The following is a 19,183-nucleotide window of genomic DNA, read 5'->3' as shown; positions in this document are numbered from 1 at the left end:
GGTTGCCTACTCGCAACCGTCTGACCAGGAGGTATCGTGAATTCCGCGACCGACGCCAAAGACAAGATCCGCGTGATCGACAGCGGTGTACCGCCGCAGCGATTCGCTCGCGGCTGGCACTGTCTGGGGCTGGTCCGCCACTTCGACGACGGGCAGCCGCACCAGATCTCGGCTTTCGGCACCGAACTGGTCGTATTCCGCGGTGAGGATGGAAAACTCAACGTGCTCAACGCCTTCTGCCCGCACATGGGTGGAAATCTGGCGCAAGGCACGGTGAAGGGGAATGACATCGCCTGTCCGTTCCACGACTGGCGCTGGCGCGGCGACGGCAAGTGCGCGGGCATTCCCTATGCGCGGCGGGTTCCGCCGCTGGCGCGGACCAAGGCGTGGCCGACCAGGGAGATCAGCGGCCAGCTGTTCGTCTGGAACGACCCGCAGGGCCGCACACCGCCCGCCGAGCTCGAGGTGCCGGAGGTGCCGACCTATGGCGATCCGGGCTGGACGGACTGGGTCTGGAACCACGTGGACGTAGAAGGCTCGCACTGTCGCGAGATCGTCGACAACGTCGTCGACATGGCTCACTTCTTCTACGTCCACTACGGCATGCCGACATATTTCCGCAACGTGTTCGAGGGACACACCGCGAACCAGCTGATGCGTTCACGGCCCCGCGCCGATGCCGTCGGAGTCAGTCAGAGTACCAACTACAGCCTCGAAAGCCAGTCGGACGCAACGTATTACGGGCCGTCCTACATGGTGGACAAGTTGTGGAGCGGAGGTGTGGATCCGGACGGCGACCCGAATATCTACCTCATCAACTGCCATTACCCCGTCACCCCGACCTCGTTCCGGTTGCAGTACGGGGTGATGGTGCGCAAGCCGGTCGGAATGGACGACGAGGCCGCCGACCAGATCGCGGCCGCGGTCGCCAAGGGCGTGGCGATCGGCTTCGAGCAGGACGTCGAGATCTGGAAGAACAAGGCGCGCATCGACAATCCACTGCTGTGTGAGGAGGACGGGCCGGTCTATCAGCTGCGCCGCTGGTACGAACAGTTCTACGTCGACGTCGAGGACATCAAGCCGGAAATGGTCAACCGATTCGAATTCGAGATCGATACCGAACGCGCACTGCAGAACTGGCAGGCCGAGGTGGACGCCAACCTCGCCGCCGGACGCAGTGCCATCGCCCCCAAGTTGTCGTCCGGCCGCTCGGAAGCGGTTACCGGTTCCTGACCCCGATTCAGCCCTTCCAGCTTCGACCAGGAGTACCTCAGATGTCCTACGCAGTGCTCGACAACATCATCGCGATCGCCGACGAAATCCGTGCCGGCGCCGAAGAAGGGGAGTCGCTCGGCCGGCTGCCCGATGATATGGCCAAGGGCCTCAAGGATGCCGGGCTGATCCGGCTGTTGCAGCGCAAGAAGTACAACGGCTTCGAAGCGCATCCGCGGGTGTTCGCCGAAACCGTGATGAGGACCGCCGGCATCTACGGTTCCGCGGGCTGGGTCGGCGGCATCGTCGGGGTTCATCCGTGGCAGTTGGCCTTCGCCGATCCGAAGGTGCAGGAGGAGGTCCTCGGCGCCGACGGTGACACATGGCAGGCGTCGCCGTATATGCCCGGCGGTGTGGCGGTGCCTCGCGACGGTGGCTATGTCCTCAACGGCCGGTGGCAGTTCTCCTCCGGCACCGATCATTGCGACTGGATCTTCCTCGGTGCGCTGGTCGGAGGGGACGACGGAAAACCACTGATGCCGCCGCGGGGACTGCATGTGATCCTGCCCCGCTCGGACTACGAAATCGTTCCGGACTCCTGGAACGTGGTCGGGCTGCGTGGCACCGGCAGCAAAGACATCATCGTCAAGGACGCGTTCGTTCCGGACTACCGGGTGATGGATTCGGCGAAGGTCATCGACGGCACCGCGGCCAAGGAGTACGGGGTCACCGAGACGTTGTACAAGATGCCGTGGTCCACCATGTTCCCGCTGGGCATCACGTCGGCGACGATCGGTATCTGCGAGGGACTGCTGGCGGCCGGGATCGAGTATCAGCGCGATCGGGTCGGTGCGGCAGGCACGCTCGTCAAGGACGATCCCTATGTGCTGCACGCACTTGCGGAATCCGCGTCCGAGATCGACGCCGCCCGCCAGCAGCTGCTGGCCAACGTCGACCGCATCTACGACATGGTGGATCTCGGCGAGGAGATCGACTTCGAGACTCGGGCCCGGGTGCGGCGGGACCAGGTACGTGCTGCCTGGCGCGCCGTTCGTGCCGCCGACGAGATTTTCGACAGGGCCGGCGGCAACGCCCTTCGTATGGACAAGCCGCTGCAGCGGTTCTGGCGGGATGCACATGCCGGCCTCCATCACGCGATCCACGTCAGCAGCACCACCTATCACGCGGCGGCGATGGCCTCCCTGGGAGTCGAGGTGCCGCAGGGCCCGCTTCGCGTGATGATCTGATTCGTTCCCGAAAGGAACACCTGCACCGATGACCGAAATCAAGGGACTCGGATACGTCCGAGTGCTCGCCACCGATATCGACCGCTGGCGCGAAGTGGGTTTCGAGGTACTGGGATTGGATGCGGTAGGGCGCGCCTACGACCAGGTGATGGCCCGCGACTGCCCGGTGTCCTCCACGCTGGGCCGGCACACCAACGACAAGATGGTCTCGTTCTACGGGCGGGTGCCCGGCGGCTGGGATATCGAGTACGGCACTGGTGGCGTACCGGTCGACGAGAACTATTACACCGCCGAGGAGATCACCGCCGATAGCTACTGGGGCCACGAATGGATGTGGGCCCGGCAGCTGAAGCAGGCGCAGCAGGCCGAAGCGCAGCAGGCGTCCGTCGCCGTCTGACCAGCCGCGACCGGCGTTCGCCGGTCGAAGTCGCACAACTCGATCCCACTCAGCGGTGTTGCGGGCCCGGCCGGCCCGCTGGGTGGGAACGCGTCGTTTCCGGGGGAAGTACGCCACTTACGGTGTGGCTCAATCGATCACCTCATCGAGGGAAGTGAATCCAGTGACAAATCAGGACAGCGAATTCGACGCCGTGGTCGTCGGGGCGGGGATCTCCGGGCTCTACGCGGTGTACAAACTGCGCGGCCGCGGCATGCGCGTGCACGGCTTCGAATCCGCCGAGGGTGTGGGCGGAACGTGGTACCACAACCGATACCCGGGTGCGCGCTGCGATGTCGAAAGTATCGACTACTCATACTCTTTCGACGACGAACTGCAACAGGAGTGGACCTGGTCGGAACGGTTCGCCACGCAGGCGGAGATCCTGCGCTATCTCGAGCACGTCGCCGACCGGCACGATCTGCGCTCGGCCTACGACTTCCTGACTCGAGTGACCGCGACCGTCTACGACGAGCAGGCCCAGCGCTGGACCATCTCCACCGACACCGGCCGCACCGTGACCGCGCGCCTCTGCATTCTGGCGACAGGAGTGCTGTCGGCGACGAACAAGCCCGACATCCCGGGCCGCGACACGTTCGCCGGGGAGAGCTACCACACCGGCGAATGGCCGCACGATCCGGTCGATTTCACCGGTAAGCGGATCGGCGTCATCGGCACCGGCTCCTCGGGTATCCAGGCCATCCCGGTGCTCGCCGAGCAGGCCGAACACCTCTATGTCTTCCAGCGCACCCCGAACTATTCGATTCCGGCAGGTAATCGGCCACTGGACCCGGAGTTCGTGGCCGAGGTGAAGGCCAACTACGCCGAACGGCGGCGACTGTCGCGCCGCAGCGGTGGCGGCACACCCAACAGTCCGCACCCGAAAGGGGCACTCGAGGTCGACGCCGCGGAGCGGACCAGGATCTACGACGAGTGGTGGCAGCGCGGGGGTTATCTGTTCGCCAAGGCCTTCCCGGACCAGACGACGAGCCTGGCCGCCAACGACACCGCGCGCGAGTACGTCGAGGCGAAGATCCGTGAGATGGTGCGCGATCCGCAGGTCGCCGATCAGCTCATCCCGAACGACCATCCCATCGGCACCAAGCGGATCGTCACCGACGACGGCTACTTCCACACCTACAACCGCGACAACGTCACCCTGGTGAATCTACGCACCACCCCGATCGCCGAGATCACCGAGACCGGCGTGCGCACCGCGGAGGCGTCCTACGACCTCGACGTGCTGATCTTCGCCACCGGTTTCGACGCGATGACGGGTTCTTTGTCGCGCATCGATATCCGGGGCCGCGGCGGGCGTGAACTGCGCGAGGAGTGGGCGGCGGGACCGCGCACCTACCTCGGGCTGGCCATGGCCGGATTCCCGAACATGTTCATTCTCGCCGGGCCCGGAAGTCCCAGCGTGCTGGCCAATATGGTGTTGATGGCCGAACAGCACGTCGACTGGATCAGCGACTGCCTGGACTACCTCGACGAGCATGGTTTCACCACGATCGAGGCCGATGAGGAATCGGTCGGCGAATGGGTGACCGAGTGCAACGAGGTCGCCGCGCGCACGTTGTTCCCCACTGCCAACTCCTGGTACATGGGCGCCAACATCCCCGGCAAGCCTCGCGTTTTCATGCCCTACATCGGCGGTTTCGGCAAATACAACGAGATCTGCGCGGAGGTCGCCGCGGCCGGCTACAAGGGCTTCGAACTGAGCGGCACCCCGGCACCGGCCGCCCCCTGATTCCGGCCGCAATTCCCGCGGACGGCGTGAGCGTGCCGTCGCGTACCCATCGAACGAAGTAAGGACGTGGTCTCTATGGGCGGACAACGACGGTCCGACCTGCATCCCGATGTCGAGGCGATGCTGTCGGCACTGGAATCGTTTCCGGATGTCACCGAGCACGACCCCGCCGAATTGCGCGAGATCATCGTGTCCCGGCGGGCTCCGCTGACACATATGCCCGCCATGCGTCTGGCGGAGGACCGGGTGATCGCGGGACCGGGTGGAGACCTGGCGCTGCGCCTGTACGTGCCGGAAATCCATGTGCCGAAACTGCTTCCGGTAGTCGTGTTCGCCCACGGCGGTGGTTTCGTCTTCTGCGATCTCGACAGTCACGACGAGTTCTGCCGATCGATGGCGCAAGCCGTCGGTGTCGCCGTGGTGTCGGTGGACTATCGGCGTGCTCCCGAGCACCCCGGCCCCGCGGCGATGGAGGACATGTACGCGGCGGTGCAGTGGGCCGCCGCCCATGCCGGCGAATTCGGCGGTGACGCAACTCGACTCGTTGTCGCCGGAGACAGCGCGGGCGGCAATCTGGCGGCGACGGTGAGCCTGGCCGCGCGCGATCGCGGCGGTCCGCGGATCGCGGGGCAGGTCCTGCTCTATCCGGTGATCGACGACGATTTCGGTACCGAGTCCTACCAGCGCTACGGCGAGGGGTACTACAACACGACCACGGCCATGCGCTGGTATTGGCAGCAGTACGCGCCGCAGGGCACCGACAGTCCGTATCTTGTGCCCAGCCGGGCCGAGTCCCTGGCCGGATTGCCGCCGGCGGTGGTGGCCACCGCCGAGTTGGATCCGCCGTGCTCGGCCGGTGAGGATTACGCGCGCCGTCTCGCCGATGCCGGGAACGCGGTAACCGCCCACCGCTTCGATGGGCTGTTCCACGGATTTCTGACCTTCCCGAGCCTGTCACTGACCGAGCCTGCGCGCCAGCACCTTTGGCACATGATGCGTGAGCTTCTCGCCTCGGCGGCGGTGCCCGATTCACTGTCCCAGTGATGCCCGATTCACTGTCCCATTGAGCGGAAGCGGTGGCCGAGCGGGACTGGTCGGCAGCCCACGATGGATGCGGGTGTGAACCCGGACACAGCGAATGCGGAAGGTAAGCATGACACAGCGACTCAGTGGCAAGAAAGCCCTGGTCACCGGTAGTAGCCGCGGAATCGGACGAGCGATCGCGCAGCGTCTGGCGGCTGAGGGCGCGACGGTGGTGGTCACCGCGCGCTCACATGCGCCGAGCCCTGCGGTGCGTGCGGGCGCGACCCATCTGCTGGCCGGTTCGCTGGACGAAACCGTGCAGTTGATCGAGGCCGCGGGTGGCCGCGCGGTGGCGATCCCGGCCGACCTCGAGGACGCCGAACAACGCGGCCGGCTGATCGACACAGTCGTCGCGGAACTCGGCGGCATCGACATCCTGGTCAACAACGCCGGTTTCGCCGATTACAGCTCGATCGAGCAGATGAGCGACGCGACGTTCCATCGGACCGTGCAGCACTATCTCGAAGTGCCGTTCGTACTGAGCCGGGCGGCGATTCCCCATCTGCGCAAACAGGGGGCCGGCTGGATCGTCAACATCGGTTCCTCGACCGGGCTGAGTCCGATCCGGCCGTTCCGGGAGTACAACAAGACCTCCGGGGATGTCGTCTACGCCTCGGCCAAGGCCGCGCTGCATCGTTTCACGCAAGGCCTGGCGGCGGAGCTGCTCGACGACGGAATCGCGGTCAACGCGGTCGGCCCGTCGACGGCGATCATGACTCCGGGTGCGTCGGCACTACTGCCCGAGGGCTACGAGACCGAGCCGGTGGAGTACCTGGCGCAAACCGTGCTCGAGATGTGCACGGTGCCGGCGGCCGACCGCACCGGCCTGGTGGCCTTCAGCCTCCATTACCCGTATACGACGCACACTCCGGTGATGTCGCTGGACGGCAGCGCCGAATTGCCACGGCGAGAACCACCTTCGTGGGCGAACCCGAACATTCTTCCGGAGGGCGTGTGATGACCGCGGCCGCCCGGGAACGATTCTCGCGGGGCACCGCGGTGGTGACCGGCGCTGCAGCCGGTATCGGCCGTGGCCTGGCTCGACATCTCGGCAGCCTCGGCATGACCGTGGTCGTCGCCGATATCGATGCCGGTCGTGCGGCAGAGGTCGCGGCCGAGATCGTCGCCGAGGGCGGCGGTGCCGAGGGGTACGGGGTAGATGTGGCCGACGAGGCCGCCGTCGACACCATGGCGGCGGCGATCTTCGACCGGCACGGCAGCGTCGAGCTGCTGATCAACAATGCCGGAGTGGAGTCCTCGGGACTGCTCTGGGAGATCGACCCGGCCCGATGGCGGCGGGTGATGCAGATCAACGTCGACGGCGTCTTCTACTGCCTGAAGTCCTTTGTGCCGCATATGATTCGAGCCGGATCCCCGTCGTGCATCGCGAACCTGTCCTCGGTGGGCGGCCTCAACACCGTCGCCGTGCAGTCGCCGTACATCGTGAGCAAATTCGCGGTGCAGGCGATGACGGAATGCCTGCATCAGGATCTGTCGATCATCGGCGCGCCGATCCAGGTCAGTGCCGTGGTGCCGCATTCGATCCGCAGCGAGATCTTCCTCGCCGCGCAGCGCGAAGCACCCACGTCCGATCCCACCGCCAATGCGGTGTTCGCCGCCATGCAGCGCGACAACGTCGAAAAGGGACTCGACCCGCTCGCGGCAGCCGAGCACATGGTCGAACAGATCGCCTGCGGGCAGTTCTGGGTCTTCTCCGACGACGAGATGTGCACGGCGTCGGCGACCAGGCGTGGCGACCAACTGCTGAATCTGCGCCCGCCCGCGAATCCACGAGACATGCTCGCCCGGATGGGCGTGCCACTCCCGGAAGGTAACTCATGACAGAGACCATCGTCACCGGCGTCCCATTTTCCTCCGACGCTACCGCCGCCTCCGATCCGGAGGCCGCACTCCACCGGGCCATCGACGAGTGCGAGGTGGCGCCGCTGCTCATGTCGATGGTGCACGTAACCGGCGACGTGGGACTGCTCGACGAATTCGGTCCGCGCCTGACGATCGAGGAGCCGGGCAATCACTACCGCACCGGCACGCGTCCGACGGTCCCGCCCGGCACCTATCCCGACGATGTCGCCGCGGACATCCGCGCCCGCGCGCGCGAGGTCTTGACGCCCGATTCGGTTGCAACCCTGGATGTTCCGGACGACGAGCTGTTCCAACGCATGGCGACGGTCTGCACCGCGCAGCGGGTGGACGACGAATTCGTGCCGATACTGCTGGAACAGGCCGGATTCACCAAGGATCGGCGCCATGTCCCGGTGACGGTCACCCCGCCCGCGGACTTCGACGTCGTCGTGATCGGCGCCGGGATCGTCGGCATCAACGCCGGAATCAAGTTGGCGGAAGCGGGTTTTCCGTTCACCATCTTCGAGGAGCGCGACGATATCGGCGGCACCTGGCAGCGCAACACCTATCCCGGCGCGGCTGTGGACACCCCGAGTCACTACTACTCCTACTCGTTCGAGCTGAACCCGAACTGGTCGCGGTATTACCCGACCGGACCGGAATATCAGGAATACCTGCTCGGTGTAGTCGAGAAATACCGGCTGCGCGAGCACATTCGATTCGGCACCCGCGTGCGATCGGCCACCTGGCTGGACCAGGAGAACCGCTGGGAGGTCGTCACCGAGGATCGCGACGGTGAGCTGACCCACCACCGCGCCCGCGCGGTGATCACCGCGCTCGGCATGCTCAATTCCCCCAACATTCCGGATGTGCCGGGTAAGGACACCTTCGCCGGGACGCTCGTGCACACCGCCGAATGGGATACCGAGATCGATCTGCGCGGCAAGCGCGTGGTCGTTCTCGGTACCGGCTGCACCTCGGTGCAGGTCGTAGCGAGCATCGTCGACGAGGTCGACACCCTTGACGTGGTCGTGCGCAGTCCGCACTGGCTGGTCCCGGAGAAGACGGTCGGCGGCGACGTCCCGGCCGGCGAGAAGTGGGCGATGGCCCATCTGCCCTTCTACGACAAGTGGTTCCGGCTGCGCACCTATTGGTTCGCCTCCGACAACCTTTATCCGCTGCCGCGTATCGACAAGGAATGGGCGGCCACCCACCTGTCCGCATCGCCGGCCAACGACATGGTCCTGCGCACCGCGCAGGAGTATCTGCGCAACAGCTTCCCGGACCGGCCGGATATGGTCGAAAAGCTGACTCCCGATTTCCGCCCCTACGCGAAGCGGATCGTCAAAGACCCCGGATTCTTCAAAGCGCTGAACCGCGACCACGTGCACCTGCACAGGGCCTCGTTCGAGCGAATCACACCCGACGGTGTCGTGACCACCGAGGGCACCGTCATACCCGCCGACGTGATCATCCTCGCGACCGGATTCGAACTGCAGTTCACCACCACGATCGACATCGCCGGCCGCGACGGCGCGACGCTGGCGCAGATCTGGAAAGGCGGCGAGGACCCGCGGGCGTACCTGGGAGTACAGGTTTCCGGATTCCCGAACCTGTTCATCACCGCCGGGCCGAACTCCGCGCCCAATCACGGTGCTGGACACAACATCACCGGTGAGGAGCAGGTCCACTACATCATCGAGTGCCTGCAGTACTTGCTCGAGAACGACCACGCCGCGATGGATGTCGAGCCGCGGGCGCAGGACGAGTACAACGAGCGCGTCGACGAGGCGCTCGACGAGACCGTATGGGTGCACCCCGGCGCGCAGGTCAACGGGTACTACCGCAATTCCGCGGGGCGTGCGGTCGTGCCGTGCCCGTGGCGGCTCGTCGACTACTGGACCATGCTGCGCGCCCCGCACCCCGAGGATCTGACCTTCCTGCCGCATCGAAAGGTATTGTCGTGACCGCGAATTCGATTCCCGATGTTCTCGCCCCGGCTCGGTTGGGCTCGGTGACGCTGCGCAACCGAACCATCAAATCCGCGACCTTCGAGCACATGGCCCCGGGTGCGCTGGTCAGTGATCAGCTCATCGAATTCCACCGGCAGGTGGCTGCCGGGGGAGTCGGGATGACGACGGTCGCCTATTGCGCGGTGGCGCCGGAAGGTCGTACCGAGGCCGATCAGCTCTGGATGCGCGACGAGGCGATACCCGGCCTGCGCCGGCTCACCGACGCTGTCCATGCCGAGGGGGCGGCAGCGTCGGCCCAGATCGGTCACGCCGGACCGGTGGCGAACGCGAAATCCAACGGCTACCCGGCGTTGTCGGCGTCGCGGCGGATCAGCCCGATGGGTCCGCAGCTCACCCATGCCGCGACACTCGCCGATATCGCCCGGATCCGCACCGCTCACGGCACCGCGACCCGGCTGGCGATCGAATCGGGATTCGATGCCGTGGAAATCCATTTCGGCCACAACTACTTCGCGAGTTCGTTCCTGAGCCCGGCCCTGAACCGGCGCAAGGATTCCTACGGTGGCTCACTGCGCAATCGCGCCCGCCTCGTTCGCGAGGTCGCCGCGGAGGTGCGCGAGGCCGCAGGGGACCGCATCGCGGTACTGGCCAAACTGAACATGGACGACGGTGTGCCGGGCGGGTTCTGGCTCGACGAGGCAATCCAGGTCGCGCAGTGGCTGGAAGCCGACGGCAGTCTGGACGCCATCGAACTCACCATCGGCAGTTCCCTGCTCAATCCGATGTATTTGTTCAAAGGCGAGGCACCGCTGAACGAATTCGCCGCGGTCATGTCACCGCTGATGCGGTTCGGCGTGAAGGTCGCGGGCAAATTCTTCCTGCACGACTATCCGTACGAAGATCTGTTCATGCTCGACGCGGCGCGCCAGATCCGGGCGAACGTGTCGATGCCGCTCGTGTTGCTGGGCGGCATCACGGACAAGGCTGCTATGGACACCGCGATGGCCGAGGGATTCGAATTCGTCGCGATGGCTCGTGCCCTGCTGCGCGAGCCGGATCTGATCAACCGGATCGCGAAGGATAACCAGACGAAGTCGTTGTGCATCCATTGCAACAAGTGCATGCCGACGATCTTCTACGACACGCACTGCGTATTGGCCGTGCCGCAATCGGCCGCGCGATGACCATCCGTCCGCTCGACTGCGAGCAGTGCGGCCAGCGCGTGCTGATCGAGAAATTCAGTGCGGCGCACACGTCTGTCCAGTGGACCGGCGAGGCCGGACGATGCCCGGTGATCGCGGCCCAGGGCCGGGGTGTGGGGCATCAGGAACGCGGCTGCGATGTCCTGCGTCGCCGGATCGACCGCGCGGTGCGCGAACACGCCCTGCCGGAATCCAGAATTCAACTGCCGACCGGTGACGATATCCCGCGGCTGCACTGAGAAACGCGCGCCGGGTGAGCCCGCGACCACGCGGGCGCACCCGGCCTGAGCGCTTACGAGACGGAGTCCGATTCTGCTGCGGGCAGCGCCTTTTTGCACCATGCCAGCTCGGCTTCGCCGAGAGTGCCGAGTTCCATGGCACGTCGGCACCACTCGGGAACGAGCCGGACGAATTCGGCGGGATCGTAGATATCTTCCTCTTTGGAAAACTTTCCATTCCCGGCGTAGGTCAGAATGCTGATGTTGTCGGCGCCCATCTGTGAGCCGTCACCCGGATCGCGCATCAGATTGTTCAGCTTCACCACGATCACACCGTTGACGTCGTCGATCAGATGCCAATAATCGGGAAACGAGGTCATCGCGGAACCCGGAAACTGCGCGAGGGTCGGCTCGGCCCACGCCCAGATGGCGTCGGGTCCTTTCAGAACTCCGACCATTTGCTCGTGATATTCGGCGTCGGGGGTGAACAGGTCGACGAATTCGCGCCAGCTGCCCGTGCCCGAGGCCGCGCGGGTGACCGTCGCATGCCAGGTCTGAAACGCCGATTCCAGTTCTTCTCTGCTCCACGTGTTACTCATGTCCGGACGCTAACCGGGCACCGGCCGGTGCGACAGAAGCCGTTTCCGCTCAGCGGAATTCGCGGGCTCTCCCACTGAATGGAAGACCACGTTCGACTGCCGTTCGCGCGAATCTAGGTTGGGGCAATCCGTCCCACCCCTGAGAGTGGAGTTCCGAATCATGGCGAAGAAGCCGATGCCCCCGCTCACGACCGCCCACGAGGTGATCGTCGACCTACTGGTCGTCGGTTCCGGCACCGGTATGGCCGCGGCGCTGGCGGCCCACGAACAGGGGCTGTCGAGTGTGATCGTCGAGAAAACCGCTTATGTGGGTGGTTCGACCGCGCGGTCCGGTGGTGCGTTCTGGATTCCGGGTAACTCCAGCCTGCCCGATTCGGACCCCGATCTGGCCGAGGCGCGCGCATATTTGCGGTCGGTCGTTGGTGATACCGCTCCTGCCGAGCGTGGGCAGGCTTTCCTCGATGCCGGTGCCGCGGCGGTCGAGATGCTCGAGCGGACCACGCCGATGCGATTCTTCTGGGCGAAGGGCTATTCGGACTACCACCCGGAGGAGCCCGGCGGCCGGGCAGAGGGCCGGACGTGCGAGTGCCGCCCGTTCGATGCCTCGATCCTGGGGGAGCAGCGTCCGCGGCTGCGTCCCGGTGTGATGGAGGCGCCGGTGCCGATGCCGGTCACCGGCGCGGACTACAAGTGGATGAATCTTGTTGCGCGCAAACCGATCAAGGCGTTCTCGCGCATTCTGCGGCGGGCGGCCCTCGGTATCGGCGGCATGGTGATCGGACGCGAATATCTGGCCGGGGGACAGGCTTTGGCAGCGGGTCTGTTCGCGGGCGTGCTGCGAGCGGGAATTCCGGTGTGGACCGAGACCAGCCTGGTCCGGCTGATTCGTGACGGCGACCGGGTCGCCGGCGCGGTGGTGCGCCAAGGTGATCGTGAGGTCACGGTGACCGCGCGGCGAGGGGTGGTGCTGGCCGCCGGAGGCTTCGATCACGATATGGCCGCGCGGTACAAGTTCCAGTCGCCGCGGCTCGATGCCGACGCCAGTCTGGGATCCGAGGGCAACACCGGTGACGCCATCACTGCGGCCCAGGAACTCGGTGCCGGGACCGCGCTGATGGATCAGGCATGGTGGTTTCCCGCTTTCGCGCCACTGCCCGGCGCGGCGCCGCTGGTCATGCTCGCCGAACGCTCGCTGCCGGGCTCGTTCGTCGTCGACCAGACCGGCCGGCGCTTCGTGAACGAGGCGATGGACTACATGTCGTTCGGACAGGCCCTGCTGTCGCGGGAGCGGCGAGGAGATCCGGCCGAACAGATGTGGCTGGTATTCGATCAGCGTTACCGCAACAATTACATCCTTGCCGGACAGTACTTTCCCCGCCAGCCCCTTCCGCAGGCCTGGTTCGAGTCCGGTATCGCCCACCGTGCCGACGATCCCGCTGCACTCGCGCGGGCTATCGGGGTACCCGAGGACGCGTTCACCGAGACCTTCCAGAACATGAACCGCTACGCCGAGACCGGAACCGATCCGGAATTCGCGCGCGGCGCAAGCGCCTACGACCGTTATTACGGCGATCCCACCGTTTCGCCGAACCCGAATCTGGCACCGCTGCGGAAAGCCCCGTACTACGCGGTCAAGATGATTCTCAGCGATCTGGGCACCTGCGGTGGGGTGGTCGCCGACCAGGACGCGCGGGTCCTGCGTGAAGACGGCGGCGTCATCGAAGGGCTGTACGCGATCGGCAACACCGCCGCGAACGCCTTCGGCGCCAGCTATCCCGGAGCCGGGGCGACCATCGGCCAGGGGCTGGTCTTCGGGTACATCGCCGCGCGCCACGCCGCGCAGGAGACGACCGAGCCGGCCTAGACGACAATGGTGAAAAGCGCTCCACTCCAACGCATATCGATGAAGACGATCGGCGCCGGCAGCCGGCACGGGCCGCCGTCGACCGATCCGGAGGCGGCATGAACGACACGACCGAAGAGTGGCTGGGACTACAAGACAAGGTTGTGCTCATCACCGGAGCGGGCCGCGGCCGAAGTGCCGCACACGCCCACCGATTCTCGATGCCCGGCGCCCGGGTCGTACTGGGCGACACCGGACAGGAGCAGCAGTAGTGGCCCGCGCATCGGAAAACAACGGACTGGGGGCCTCGGACTACAAGGCGGTGCTGGGCCATTTCTGCAGCGGGGTCACCGTGATCACAGCGATCTCCGCCGGCAAACCCGTCGGATTTACTTGCCAGTCGTTTTCGTCACTGTCCCTGGATCCGCCGCTGATCTGTTTCTGCCCGGCCCGCACCTCCTCGACCTGGCCACATATCCGGGAATCCGGACAGTTCTGTGTGAACATCCTCGCTGCCGACCAGCAAGGGTTGTGCCGGCAGTTCGCGATGAGCGGCGCCGACAAATTCGCCGGAATCACCTGGCATCCCGCGGCGAACGGCGCCCCCAGGCTGGAGGGAGCGATCGCGTCACTGACCTGCGCGCTGGAGCGTGAGGTCGACGGCGGTGATCACACCATCGTGATCGGCCGGGTGATCGAAGCGGACGTGCAGCATGCGGGCCCTCCGCTGCTGTTTCATCGCTCCGCATTCAAACAGCTGGCCCCCGAACCCGATCCACGGTCCAGCACATGGATGCCACTGGACACCTGGCGGTGGGGGTGAGGCAGCACGGTTTTCGAGGAATCGAACTATGCATGCCTCACCGACGGTGTCGAACACCGGACTCTGCAACGCATCGGTCTGTCCGACGCACACCGCATGCGCGCGGTACCGAATTCTCCTGTGCGGCAATCAGGTTCACGTATCCATCACCTCGGATTCGTGGTCGACGACCTCGCGTCGCCTACTCGATGGCCTCGGACGAGGACAACAGCGTCGCGGGGATGGATACGACCGCGCTGATACCGCCGTACTCGGATTCGGTCAGCCGCACCGACAGTCCGTGCTGTCCGGCGAGTGCGGCCACCACGAACAGGCCTAGGCGGAAGTCGCCTGTCAGTGCGGCGATGCCGAAATCCGGTGCCGCCGAGAGAAGCTCGTTGCGCCGCCCCAATTCTGCGGGCTCCATGCCGAGCCCTTGGTCGCACACCGCCAAGCGCACATCGCCACCGATCACACGGCCGTCGACGCGCACCCGCGACTGTGGCGGGGAGAACGCGGTGGCGTTGTCCATCAGTTCCGCCAGCAGGTGAACGACGTCGGCGACCACATGACCGGCGATTCGCACATCGGGCAGTCGGGTGATGTCCACGCGCTGGTAGTCGGTGGTTTCGGCCGCAGCGCTGCGCACGATGTCGAACAGCGACACCGGATTGCGCCAGCGCCGGGCGGGGCGTTCCCCACCGAGGATGATCAGGTTTTCGGCATTGCGTCTGGCGCGGGTCGCCAGGTGGTCCAGTGCGAACAGGGTCTGCAGATAGTTCGGATCATCGGCGTCACGTTCTGCCTGGTCGAGCACCTCGAGTTGCCGGTGCACCACGAGCTGGCTCCGATGGGCGATGTTGACGAAGACAGCCCGGACGCCGTTACGGGTGGCAGCCTCCGAAGCGGCAGCCGATATCGCCGCGAACTGTGCCTGGTTGAAGGCGGCGGCCACATCCCCGATCTCGTCGGCGCCCGGATCGAGTCGGACGACTTCATTGTCGATCTGCACCTGCTCTCCACGGCGTAAACGGCTCATGATGGCGGGCAGGCGTCGCTCGGCCAGGTCGGTGGTGTCGGTGCGCAGGCGCACCAGCCGGCGAGCCAGCCGGTCCGCGGCGACGAGCGCGGCCGCGACCGCGATCACCGCGATGGCAACCGCCGCGAAAGCGGCGAGCATCGAGCGGTGCGAGATCCGGTCACCGGCCGCTTGCGCCGACGCCCCGGCGGCGGCATTCTGCGCGCGCCAGAGTTCGAGTAGTCCGGATGTTGCGTGCGCGGCTGCTTCCGATGCGGCGTCGCCGACGATGCCGGCTCCGGGCGCGGCGACGATCAGCGCATCTTCGGCGGCGATGGTCGTGCGCCAGTCGCCGCTGTCGGACAACGCGCGCAGCCGATCTCGCTGCGGACCGGAAAGCTGCCATGCCAAGTGGTCCAGCGCGATCCGGTAGTAGCCGACCTCACGGGTGAAACGCTGCAGCTGTTCGGCGGTGAATCCGCGGGGTGTGGCCGCTGCGGCCAGCGCATGAGCCCGGGACATCGCCTCTACCGCGCGAAACATGGACAGCCCGGTACTCAATTCCCGCGCGGTGGCCGTATCGGGTGCGCGCTGCGCCGCGACGGCCGATCCGGTGGTGATGACCTCGACTGCTCGGTTGTAGTAATCGTAGGCATCGTCGGCGTTCAGCGTGCCGGCATCGATGCCCGAGCGGGTGGCGGGCAGCTTCGCGAGTACCGTCACGGAGTTGCCGAGGACGTCGCGGAATCCGGTGGGATCGATAGCGGCCAGCGCCTCGCCCATAGGAGTGAGGTCGGCAAGCGCGTGGTCGACGTGCGCGCGTGCCGATGCAAGAGTCGGGACCGGCTGTGCCCGCTGGGCGGCCACCATGGTCAGCTGCCGTTCCTGTTGCATCGCTTCGACCATGGTGACCACCGGCTCGAGTGCGCGACGGTTCTGGGCCGCCCAATCACGGGCGTGCTGGCCGGTTTGCAGGAAGTGACCTGCGGCGCCTACGGCGACGAGCAACAACGACATGCAGGGAATGGCCGCCACCGCGACGACGCGGGTGCGGATGCCGATCCGGGGCCTGAACACGGCCGAACGCTAAGGTGGCCACGTCTGCTTCCGGAGCCGGAATCCCGTTGAGCGGAAGTATTTTCGAAATCGCTTCCGGAATTGCTTCCGACCGCCTGTCACATGTGTGAGCCGCCGTCGATGCGGACTTCGGCGCCGGTGACGAAGTATGCGTCGGCGGAGGCGAGCATCGCGACCACCGCGGCCACCGCGTCCGGCTGGGCGAAAATGGCGCCGTCGGGAAGCGGCAGCATCGGCGCGGTCTTGCCGAACAGGGCGAAGTCGGCGTCGGCGGGTAGGCCAGGGCCCACGCTCTGCTTGGCTTCGCCGGTGCCGTCGGTCATGCCCGACGAGATCGAGCCCGGCTGAACGGAATTGAAGCGGATACCCTGCTTGCTGAATTCCATGGCCAGCGCGTGGGTCATCGCCTGGATACCGCCCTTCGAGGCCGCGTAGGCCGACATGTACGGGTGAGCGAACTGCGCCGAGGTGGAGCTGAAGTTCACCACCGCCGGGCCGGTACCCTCGCGCAGCGCCGGCAGGGCTTCCCGGATCACCACGAAGGTGCCGATGAGATTGATTCGGATCACCTGTTCGAAGTCGGCCACGGTGGTCTGCTCGAAGTGTGCCGAGCGCAGAATCCCTGCCGCGTTCACCAGTGCGTCGAGGCCGCCGAGCTCCCGGACCGCTTCGGCTACACCGGTTTTCACCGATTCCTCGGCACCGATGTCCATGACGACGGTGGTCAGGCGCTCTGCGTCGCCGCCTGCTTTGGCGTGCGTATCCTTCAGGCCGTCGGCGCTGATGTCCGCGGCCGCGACCCGGCCGCCCTCGGACAGGATGCGCAGAACCGTCGCCTGTCCGATTCCGGATCCGGCCCCCGTCACCAGGACTCGGCGATCGGCGTAGCGCTGCAGCGTAGTCATTGTGGTGGTACTCCTTTGTTCGTCACCGATGCGCTCAGCATGCTCAGGCGCAGCGATTGTTCAACAGGGTGATTTCACTGGCCGGGATACTGGTTGCGATGCGCCGCGATCCAGTCGGTGATTGTGCGTATCGTCGCAGCGAAGGCGGGATGGTCCGGCCGGTGTACTCGGTATTGCCGATGCTGTAAGCGACCGAAAGCGTTGAGCTGCGGAGAGGGTCGTCGTCCCGGTCGCAGGCGTATTACTTCCTGCCCCGGAGGACGTGCAGGTCGATAATGGTGACCACGCTTCCGCTGAGCGGGAAATTCGCTCAGCGCCTTCGTATCACGCCGGTAACGTCCGCCGGGCGAACAGATTCGGGAGGTCGCGAAACGCCGCACCCTGTCCGAGAGAAGCGCAGTGGAGCCGGCCGAAGGCCGCGCGGACACCTTGCGGGCCCGACATGTGATTCGCCCTGCCGCGCCGGGCGATGCGCAGCGACAGATGGAAGGAACTCCGATGGGCACGTCGACACAGCAGCACCCCATGGAGACCGTTTTCGACATGGTGCTTGCCGAGCTGCGTACCCGTGGGATCGCCTGCAGCGAACCGACGGACCCGATCACCGACCCGGCATTCATCGCGCTGCTCACCGAAACCTATGCGATGGCGCCGCACGAGTATCCGGCCGATGCGCCGCTCGACGTCCCCGCCTCCCAGCCGTGATCGCATTACCGCCGGATGCCGCCGAAACTGCGCTGCTGCCGACCTTCCGGATAGGCGTTGCCGAGAGTCCGCTCTTCTCGCCTGACACTCACACCGGACCGAGTCGGACTCCGCTCGCGCAACTGCTGCGCCAGCCGAGACGCTTGCGGGCTGGATCTCGCTGTGCCTTGAACGAAGGAGATTGCCGATGAGTATCGTTCAGAAGATTTCCACCCCCGCAACGACACCGGAAAATCCGGATGCGGGACCGTTGGTGGTCGACGGCCTGGTTGGTCTGCGTGGTGCAGCCGGCGCTGTGCTCGGCCCTACGAATTGGGTCCTGATCGACCAGCAACGGATCGACGGCTTCGCCGAAGTGACGGGCGATCACCAGTGGATTCATGTCGACGTCGAACGCGCGAAAAGCTCACCGTTCGGGTCGACGATCGCGCATGGATATCTCACGCTGGCGCTGTGCAATCTCTTTCTGCCGCAACTGATCAACGTTCGGAACGTCTCCATGGGGGTGAACTACGGCGCCGACCGCGTCCGGTTCCCGGCTCCGGTGCCGGCGGGGTCGCGCGTGCGTGGTAGCGGCGAAATCCTGGCGTGCACCGACGTGCCAGGAGGGGTGCAGGCCACTATCCGAGTGACTGTGGAAATCGAAGGATCAGCAAAGCCGGCATGTGTAGTCGACAAACTGAGCCGCTGGATCGAATGACGGCGCGTTGCGCAACCGACGACCGCGGCAGGTGCGAGACCGGCGAAAAAGGATTCGGCAAGAAGTGAGGATGTATGCGGCTAGTACTCCAGCCGGACTTCGTAGACAACGATTCTGCTGTTCAGGGTGCCGGGAGTTGGGCGGCCACCGCGTGATCAGGTTGTGTTTGTGTGGGACACAACTGAATTGGCGGTGGCCGTGTTCGACAGCGTAGCCGCCCCACGGTGGCGGCGACAGTTCGACGAGTTCACCGGCGCGATCGGGTCACGGTTCGCGCGAGCCGAGACCCGTGCGACTGCCGGGCGGATGCTGACCGGGCTGATATCGGAGCTGCCGGCCAAGAACTGCTGGACACTGGCCGAGTATGCCGGTGATCGCTCGCCGGATGCGATGCAGCACCTGCTCGCGTCCGCGGTCCTCGACGAGGACGGGTTGCGAGATGACCTGCGCGACTACGTGGTCGGGCATTTGGGCGAGGTCGACGCGACACTGGTGGTCGATGAGACCGGCGACCTGAAGAAGGGTGTGCACACGGTCGGGGTCCAGCGTC

Annotated in this window: 18 protein-coding genes and 1 pseudogene; 16 read left to right on the top strand and 3 right to left on the bottom strand. The window is 65.7% G+C overall.

Annotated elements, in window-relative coordinates; translation table 11 throughout:
• Positions 1-36: 36 nt before the first annotated feature.
• The 10 genes and pseudogenes from A5789_RS02435 (at position 37) to A5789_RS02390 (ending at position 11,005) form a co-directional block, all read left to right on the top strand.
• A complete protein-coding gene (locus A5789_RS02435; protein WP_064902513.1) occupies positions 37-1,233 on the top strand; it encodes a Rieske 2Fe-2S domain-containing protein in 1,197 nt (398 codons plus the stop codon).
• Positions 1,234-1,274: 41 nt separating this feature from the next.
• Positions 1,275-2,459: an acyl-CoA dehydrogenase family protein gene (locus A5789_RS02430; protein ID WP_064902512.1), complete on the top strand. Its 1,185-nt coding sequence runs from the start codon at positions 1,275-1,277 to the stop codon at positions 2,457-2,459.
• A 19-nt stretch (positions 2,460-2,478) separates the two neighbouring features.
• Positions 2,479-2,856 (top strand): annotated as a pseudogene (locus tag A5789_RS02425) (VOC family protein); the annotation flags it as partial.
• Between the two features lie 163 nt (positions 2,857-3,019).
• Entirely contained in the window at positions 3,020-4,645 is a 1,626-nt protein-coding gene (locus A5789_RS02420) for an NAD(P)/FAD-dependent oxidoreductase (protein WP_064902510.1), read from the top strand.
• Positions 4,646-4,720: 75 nt separating this feature from the next.
• Positions 4,721-5,689 carry an alpha/beta hydrolase gene (locus A5789_RS02415; protein WP_063013182.1) on the top strand — a complete coding sequence of 323 codons (969 nt, stop codon included), beginning with the start codon at positions 4,721-4,723 and terminating at the stop codon, positions 5,687-5,689.
• 109 nt (positions 5,690-5,798) lie between these two features.
• Entirely contained in the window at positions 5,799-6,686 is an 888-nt protein-coding gene (locus A5789_RS02410; RefSeq protein WP_063013180.1) for an SDR family NAD(P)-dependent oxidoreductase, read from the top strand.
• Positions 6,686-7,570: an SDR family NAD(P)-dependent oxidoreductase gene (locus A5789_RS02405; protein ID WP_064902509.1), complete on the top strand. Its 885-nt coding sequence runs from the start codon at positions 6,686-6,688 to the stop codon at positions 7,568-7,570. The genes A5789_RS02410 and A5789_RS02405 overlap by 1 nt, the downstream gene beginning before the upstream one ends.
• Positions 7,567-9,558, top strand: a complete 1,992-nt coding sequence (locus A5789_RS02400) for an NAD(P)/FAD-dependent oxidoreductase (protein WP_064902508.1) — start codon at positions 7,567-7,569, stop codon at positions 9,556-9,558. Before A5789_RS02405 ends, A5789_RS02400 begins: the two co-directional genes overlap by 4 nt.
• Positions 9,555-10,748: an NADH:flavin oxidoreductase gene (locus tag A5789_RS02395; protein ID WP_064902507.1), complete on the top strand. Its 1,194-nt coding sequence runs from the start codon at positions 9,555-9,557 to the stop codon at positions 10,746-10,748. The genes A5789_RS02400 and A5789_RS02395 overlap by 4 nt, the downstream gene beginning before the upstream one ends.
• On the top strand, positions 10,745-11,005 hold the full coding sequence (locus tag A5789_RS02390) for a hypothetical protein (RefSeq protein WP_064902506.1): 261 nt from the start codon (positions 10,745-10,747) through the stop codon (positions 11,003-11,005). The genes A5789_RS02395 and A5789_RS02390 overlap by 4 nt, the downstream gene beginning before the upstream one ends.
• 53 nt (positions 11,006-11,058) lie before the next feature.
• On the opposite strand, the gene A5789_RS02385 is transcribed toward A5789_RS02390, so the two are convergent.
• Positions 11,059-11,583, bottom strand: a complete 525-nt coding sequence (locus tag A5789_RS02385; protein WP_064902505.1) for a nuclear transport factor 2 family protein — start codon at positions 11,581-11,583, stop codon at positions 11,059-11,061.
• Between the two features lie 160 nt (positions 11,584-11,743).
• On the opposite strand from A5789_RS02385, the gene A5789_RS02380 reads away from it, so the two are divergent.
• The 3 genes from A5789_RS02380 to A5789_RS02375 all read left to right on the top strand — a co-directional run bounded on the left by A5789_RS02380 (position 11,744) and on the right by A5789_RS02375 (position 14,249).
• On the top strand, positions 11,744-13,447 hold the full coding sequence (locus A5789_RS02380; RefSeq protein ID WP_064902504.1) for a 3-ketosteroid-delta-1-dehydrogenase: 1,704 nt from the start codon (positions 11,744-11,746) through the stop codon (positions 13,445-13,447).
• A 98-nt stretch (positions 13,448-13,545) separates the two neighbouring features.
• The gene (locus A5789_RS36250; protein ID WP_156747591.1) at positions 13,546-13,698 is read left to right on the top strand and encodes a hypothetical protein; all 153 of its coding nucleotides are present in this window, start codon (positions 13,546-13,548) and stop codon (positions 13,696-13,698) included.
• Complete coding sequence (locus A5789_RS02375; protein WP_063013168.1) at positions 13,698-14,249, top strand: flavin reductase family protein; 552 nt, start codon at positions 13,698-13,700, stop codon at positions 14,247-14,249. The genes A5789_RS36250 and A5789_RS02375 overlap by 1 nt, the downstream gene beginning before the upstream one ends.
• A gap of 181 nt (positions 14,250-14,430) precedes the next feature.
• Here the strand turns inward: A5789_RS02375 and A5789_RS02370 are convergent, their stop codons facing one another.
• Together A5789_RS02370 and A5789_RS02365 are read right to left on the bottom strand one after the other, a co-directional pair.
• Positions 14,431-16,323: an ATP-binding protein gene (locus A5789_RS02370; protein ID WP_064902503.1), complete on the bottom strand. Its 1,893-nt coding sequence runs from the start codon at positions 16,321-16,323 to the stop codon at positions 14,431-14,433.
• A gap of 98 nt (positions 16,324-16,421) precedes the next feature.
• A complete protein-coding gene (locus A5789_RS02365; RefSeq protein ID WP_064902502.1) occupies positions 16,422-17,228 on the bottom strand; it encodes an SDR family NAD(P)-dependent oxidoreductase in 807 nt (268 codons plus the stop codon).
• Positions 17,229-17,627: 399 nt separating this feature from the next.
• On the opposite strand from A5789_RS02365, the gene A5789_RS36245 reads away from it, so the two are divergent.
• The 3 genes from A5789_RS36245 to A5789_RS36240 all read left to right on the top strand — a co-directional run.
• A complete protein-coding gene (locus tag A5789_RS36245) occupies positions 17,628-17,933 on the top strand; it encodes a hypothetical protein (RefSeq protein WP_064902501.1) in 306 nt (101 codons plus the stop codon).
• 187 nt (positions 17,934-18,120) lie between these two features.
• Positions 18,121-18,633, top strand: coding sequence for a MaoC family dehydratase (locus A5789_RS02355; RefSeq protein ID WP_082940422.1), 513 nt, complete (start codon positions 18,121-18,123; stop codon positions 18,631-18,633).
• Positions 18,634-18,891: 258 nt separating this feature from the next.
• Positions 18,892-19,183 (top strand): transposase (locus A5789_RS36240; RefSeq protein ID WP_231956624.1); only part of this gene is annotated, 292 nt, incomplete at its 3' end.

Origin of the sequence: Nocardia sp. 852002-51101_SCH5132738, assembly GCF_001665695.1 — a bacterium.
GTDB lineage: Bacteria > Actinomycetota > Actinomycetes > Mycobacteriales > Mycobacteriaceae > Nocardia > Nocardia nova.
This window is presented reverse-complemented; position numbering and strand designations above follow the sequence as displayed.